We start from the raw sequence: 5,895 nt of genomic DNA, 5'->3' as shown, positions 1-5,895 counted from the left end.
TGCACAAGTTCTTTATAACATTGATCACAATTAAGTTTAAAAATCTAAAGGGACTTTTAAATTAAGAGTCCCTTTAGATAAAAATGAGGTGTAATATGAAAAAAATTATTTTATCACTATTGTTAGTTTTAGTTTTATTACCTAATGCTATTTTTGCTGCAAGTTCTTATGAAGTACCAGTAAAGTTAGTTAAGTATGGTGAACCAGACAAGGATTCTATGGGTAATCCTTCTTTAAAACAAGTTGCCCAAGTTGAAGAAAAGGATGGTAAATTTATTTACAATATTTTTCTAAAGAAGATGGAATTTATGAATATGGAAGGTGAACTTACAAATTTATTTATCTATGATGGCGATAAGGACTCTAAGAGGGTTGAAACTAAGCAAAGCCCTATTAATGGTGAATACACAAAGAAGCACGAGTTTGTAAGAACTAATCCAAAGGAAGATAAAATTCTTGTTGCTGTATGGGTTGATGCTATGGATGCTATTGCTGGTGGTGGAAAGGGTTCAGGAGAACAAAAGGCTTACCTAAAGTTTGACTGGGCTAATGCAAAGGCTATGGAAGCTAAGGATTCTAAACCTGCAAGCAAGAAGGATGTAAAGACTGAAAAATCTTCAGCTAAGTCTGAAATTAAAATTTTTGTGTCAGACAAGGAAATCAAACCAGAGACTCCAGCTTACATTGAAAATGGAAGGACAATGGTTCCTCTAAGATTTATCTCTGAAGCTCTTGGTGAAAAAGTTGATTGGAAGGCTGATACAAAAACTGTTATCATTGGTGATAACAAAGCAAGTCTTGTAATTGGTGAAAAAGAAATTGAAGCTAATGGAAAGAAAATTGCAATTGATTCACCAGCAGTGATTAAGGATGCAAGAACTTTTGTACCCCTAAGAGCAATTTCAGAAATCTTAGGTGCTAAAGTAGATTGGGATGCTTCAACAAGAAGTGTAAAGATTAGTAAATAATTTTTATAAATCTCTCATAATAATTTTTATGAGGGATTTTTTTTGTTTTTTGAGAAGCCTTTTATCTGTGAATTAAGAATTTTTATTTTTATATGCTTGAAATATTTGATGTGAGGAATTAAAAAATTTTAATTTTATAAAACACAAGTCTTATTTGCTAAGCTATTCTCTTGTAAATATTTGTATGAGTCCAACTTATGCAAAAGATGTTGACAAATGTTTTATTATTACATAACCTAAATATATAAAATTAAATTGTGACTCTCACACACTTGGAGGTAAGAATTGAAGAAGAAAATAGACAAGTTTGAAAACACAACTGAGCTTTTAAAGGCTATGGCTCATCCAGTTAGACTTAAGATTTTAAAAAATTTAATTGACAATGGACCAACTAAGGTTGGATCTATGCAAGAAATCTTTCAAATCCAACAACCCGTTGTTTCAGCTCATCTAGGCAAGCTTAGGAGAGCTGGAATTTTAGTAACAAATAGAAGGGGAACAGAAATCTACTACAAGGTGGAAAGTGAATTTATTTTACGACTTGCTAATGTTCTCTTCGATTAGTAAGGAAGGCTACAATTATGGAACTAAGTGAAGTTCAAAAAAAAGCAGTTTACACTCTTGACAAAGATATATCCTTAATGGCAGGAGCTGGCACTGGTAAGACTAGGGTCCTCACTAGCAGGTTTATAAATATTGTAAAAAATAATATAAATCCTAAGCAAATCTTGGCGATAACTTTTACAAAAAAAGCTGCTCAGGAAATGTTGGGGAGAATATCAAAAGAACTTGTTCTCAACAATATTGACTTCGAAGAAAGGGACCTCAATGTGATGACTATTCACTCCTTTGCTCTTGAAATTGTTGTGAATTATTCCTTTATTCTTGGTATAAATCCAAGCTTTAAAATTTTAGATGACAGAGAATCAGACTACCTCCTAGAGGAAGCTGTTAAAGAAAGCTTAAATAATTTCGAAGATGAAAGATTTAAAAATTATCTTTTGGCTTTCAAGTCCTCTCCCTTTGAAGAAAAAAATATTTTTATAAGTCTTTATAGGGATTTTAAAAATAACAACTTGGATTTTGATGATATTTTAAATAAGTCTTTAAACTTTACTGGGACAGAAAAAAGTTTTGATGACTTGCTTATACTTTTAGATGAATTCAGGAAGCTAAGTGGAAATAAGTTTAAGACCTTTTACGATAATAAGATTGATGAAATAAAATCTTTAAAAACCTTTGACAGTGAAATTTTAAATGAAATAGAAGATAATCTTGGCACATCTACAAAACATAATGACAAGCTTATAGAAATCAAAGACCTTATCCAAGAATTGAAGAAGGACTTGGAAGATAAGAACAAGGACTATTATGAGGTCATAATAGAAATATTAAAGGAGATTGACAAGAATTATAAGAATTCTAAGGAGGCTTTAAAGGGGCTTGATTACGAAGATATAATTTCTTATGCCGAGCTTCTTTTAAGAAATCCTCTTGTCAAGTCTGAACTTGTGTCTAGGTACTTTTACATACTTGTTGACGAATACCAAGACACAAACGAAATTCAAAATGAAATCATTAGGGCCTTTTCTTCTTCAAATATTTTTATAGTTGGGGACCCTAAGCAATCTATTTATGCCTTTAGGGGAACAGACCTTTCGTCTTATTTTTCTTTTTCTGGAGACATAGAAGACAGGGGAGTCTCCCTCTTAATGAACAAGAATTATAGGTCTGATGGTCAAATAATAAATTTTATAAATGAAAAATTTAAGGACTTAATTGACCCTTATGAAGAAATGGAGTTTTCTTATAGGGAGGGTGGGGGAGTCTACCTCTATAATTCTCCTGAAATTTCTGAAATAGCAGATCTAGCAAAAGATTTATTAAAAAAATATGAGCCAAAGGATATTGCAATCCTATCAAGGTCCAACTCCCAAATTGATGAGATTGGTCAAGTCTTATCTGCAAGGGGAATTAAGTATAAGAAGGGCGAGAGAGGACTTGATGAAATTGAAATTTTGCGACTTATTAAAAACATTCTATCTGCAATTTACAGCCCAAAGGAATTTTTAGAATTTTTATCACTCTTTAACTCAAAGCTTTTGAACTTTGAATTCAAAGATTTGGTGACAATATTAAATGAGGGAATTAATAATTCAGAAGACCTATTAAATTATAAATCATCTCAAGAAAACATAAAAAATTTTTTGAACTTTTTAGGGGAGATAAGAGAGAAGTCATCTTACCTAATGATAGATGAAGTTCTTGATGAGTTGATAGATTATTTTTATAAGCTTGGAACTTTAAAAGGAAGTGACTGGGAATATATTTATAGGTTTAAGGAAGAAGCAAGGGACTTTGTAGAAAATTATTCCAATGACTTTAGGGCCTTTGAAAGGCAAATTTCTTCAATGACCTTTGAAGACCTTGAAGATGGAATTAATCTTCTTACCATTCACAAGTCCAAGGGTCTAGAGTTTGATGGCCTAATAATTTCTCACATGGACAAGGGGAAGAAGCTTTCTAGTAACAATAGGATAATAGTGGATAGGGACTTGGGACTTGGAATAAATTCAGACCTTTCTAATTATTCTCACAGGGAAATTGCAAATAAACTAAGGACAATTGATGAGGAAGAAGAGATTAGGGTTCTTTATGTAGCTATGACTAGGGCAAAAAAAGAATTAGTTTTATTTGGAGATTATGAAAAAGCAAGGGCAGGCTCTTACTTTTCTCTCTTGGGTGATCTTAATAATCTAAGGGAATATAAGTTTTCTAATAGAGAAGAAAGGCGAGCAGAAGAAAAGCTTATTCCACTTGATATAGATATAAAATTTGAAAATAGGATAAGAGAATATTACACAGTCACAGATTTTATAAACTTCAAGAGAAGTAGGAAAGACTTTTTTTACAAGTACTTCTTGGGAATAGACAGGTACACCAAGGGTCAAGGGACAGATCAAGTAATGGACCCCAAGACTCTTGGGAATATTGTTCATATGTTTGCCTATAGGTATGGGAAAAATGATTTAAAGAGTGAGAACTTAGATGAGCTTATAAAAGACATATTTGTATATTATGAAGAAGAATTAAATGAAGATAAACTAAGTCTTTCAAAACAATTAATTTCTAACTACCTAGAAATGGAAGAAGAATGTATAATAGATAAAGAGCTTTTATTTTACTATGACTTAAAAGGTTTTCTTGTAAAGGGTTATATGGATCAAGTTATAAATATAAGTGGCGATTATTATATCATTGATTTAAAGACCAGCAAGGGTAGTGTAGATGATTTAAAAAAGACCTACGAGAACCAACTATTACTTTATTCAGCAATCTATGAGAACCTATATAAAGTTAAGATAAAGGCAGCATATATATTTGATCTAAGGGGTAAAAATAAAATAGTTGTAGAGACAAGTGATGAAAAATATAAGGAAGTAATGGATGAATTCTTAAACTACATTAAGTTTATAAGGTCTCACAAGCTATTAAGGGATTATTTATAATTTTATTTTAAGGAGGAAATATGGATTATTCTAAGGACTATAAGGAAAAATTAATTACAGCCAAAGAGGCAGCTGGACTGGTTAAGGACAAGATGTGGATTGACTACGCTTGGGGAGCAAGTACACCTCTTGCCTTTGACAAGGCTCTTGCTGAAAGACTAGATGAATTAAATGAAATTTATTTGAGAGGTGGGGTACTTCTTTGGGAGCCAGAAGTATTTAAAAAGGACCCAGCAGGAGAAAAAGTTGTTTGGAATTCTTGGCACGCAGGTGGACCAGACAGAAATAGAATTAACAAAACACCTGGAGGATTTTATATTCCATTAAGGTACTCAGAACTTCCAAAAATGTATAGGGAAAATTGCAAGGTTAATATAGCAGTTATTGTAACTCCTCCAATGGATAAACATGGTAATTTTAATTTTGGTCTTAATGCTTCACACTTGAGAGCAGTTACAGAAGTCGCTGACAAGGTAATTGTTGAAATTAATAAAAATATGCCAACTTGCCTTGGGGGATTCGAACACGAAATTAATATTAAGGATGTAGACTACATTATCGAAGGAGAAAATCCAGAAATTGCTGCACTTCCAAAGGGAAGCTTCGGTGAAGTTGATAAAAAAGTTGCAGAATTAATTGTAGAAGAAATTCCTAACGGTGCAACACTTCAACTAGGAATTGGTGGAATGCCAAATGCTGTTGGCTCTCTAATTGCTGACTCTGACTTAAAGGATCTTGGAGTTCATACAGAAATGTATGTTGATGGGTTCGTAGATATGGCGAAGAAGGGTAAGTTAAGTGGTTCAAAGAAGTCAATTGATAGATTTAGACAAGTTTATGCCTTCGCAGCAGGTTCTCAAGAAATGTATGATTATTTAGATTTTAATTCTGATGCTATGTCTGCTCCTGTTTCTTACACAAATGATGCAAGAGTAATTGCTCAACTTGACAACTTTATTTCAATTAACAACGCTGTTAACGTAGACTTATTTGGACAAGTAAGTTCTGAATCTTCAGGATCAAAACACATTTCTGGAGCTGGCGGACAACTTGACTTCGTCCTAGGAGCTTATTTATCTAAGGGTGGAAAGTCCTTCATCTGTCTATCTTCTAAGTTTATGAACAAGAAAACAGGTAAGGAAGAATCAAGAATCGTTCCAAACTTTGAAACTTTCTCAGCTATTACAGCTGCAAGACCTAACACTCACTGGCTAGTAACTGAATATGGTAAGTTCAACTGCAAGGGCCAAGCAACATGGCAAAGAGCAGAAGGTATTATTAACATAGCTGCACCAGAATTTAGGGATGACCTAATTAAGGAAGCAGAAAGAATGAATATCTGGAGAAGAACTAACAAGAGATAATTTATAATTATGTCCCCTGATTTTGAACTGACCCCCAAAAGTTGGACTAACAAA

4 protein-coding genes are annotated in these 5,895 nt (G+C 32.9%); all 4 read left to right on the top strand.

Going from position 1 to position 5,895, the window contains the following annotated elements; translation table 11 throughout:
- The first annotated feature begins 95 nt into the window (after nucleotides 1-95).
- Nucleotides 96-968 carry a stalk domain-containing protein gene (locus HMPREF1864_RS05920; RefSeq protein WP_062571908.1) on the top strand — a complete coding sequence of 291 codons (873 nt, stop codon included), beginning with the start codon at nucleotides 96-98 and terminating at the stop codon, nucleotides 966-968.
- Between the two features lie 285 nt (nucleotides 969-1,253).
- Entirely contained in the window at nucleotides 1,254-1,532 is a 279-nt protein-coding gene (locus tag HMPREF1864_RS05915; protein ID WP_197415073.1) for an ArsR/SmtB family transcription factor, read from the top strand.
- Nucleotides 1,533-1,549: 17 nt separating this feature from the next.
- Nucleotides 1,550-4,477 carry a UvrD-helicase domain-containing protein gene (locus tag HMPREF1864_RS05910; RefSeq protein ID WP_062571907.1) on the top strand — a complete coding sequence of 976 codons (2,928 nt, stop codon included), beginning with the start codon at nucleotides 1,550-1,552 and terminating at the stop codon, nucleotides 4,475-4,477.
- Between the two features lie 20 nt (nucleotides 4,478-4,497).
- Nucleotides 4,498-5,841, top strand: coding sequence for a butyryl-CoA:acetate CoA-transferase (locus HMPREF1864_RS05905; protein WP_062571906.1), 1,344 nt, complete (start codon nucleotides 4,498-4,500; stop codon nucleotides 5,839-5,841).
- Nucleotides 5,842-5,895: the final 54 nt, after the last annotated feature.

Origin of the sequence: Peptoniphilus sp. DNF00840 (assembly GCF_001553125.1) — a bacterium.
Classification (GTDB): Bacteria; Bacillota; Clostridia; order Tissierellales; family Peptoniphilaceae; genus Peptoniphilus_A; species Peptoniphilus_A vaginalis.
This window is presented reverse-complemented; position numbering and strand designations above follow the sequence as displayed.

What these genes read in the sequence shown, in the direction of transcription:
- HMPREF1864_RS05920 (WP_062571908.1), top strand. Translation starts at nt 96, where the DNA reads ATGAAAAAAATTATTTTATCACTATTGTTAGTTTTAGTTTTATTACCT.
- HMPREF1864_RS05910 (WP_062571907.1), top strand. Translation starts at nt 1,550, where the DNA reads ATGGAACTAAGTGAAGTTCAAAAAAAAGCAGTTTACACTCTTGACAAA.
- HMPREF1864_RS05905 (WP_062571906.1), top strand. Translation starts at nt 4,498, where the DNA reads ATGGATTATTCTAAGGACTATAAGGAAAAATTAATTACAGCCAAAGAG.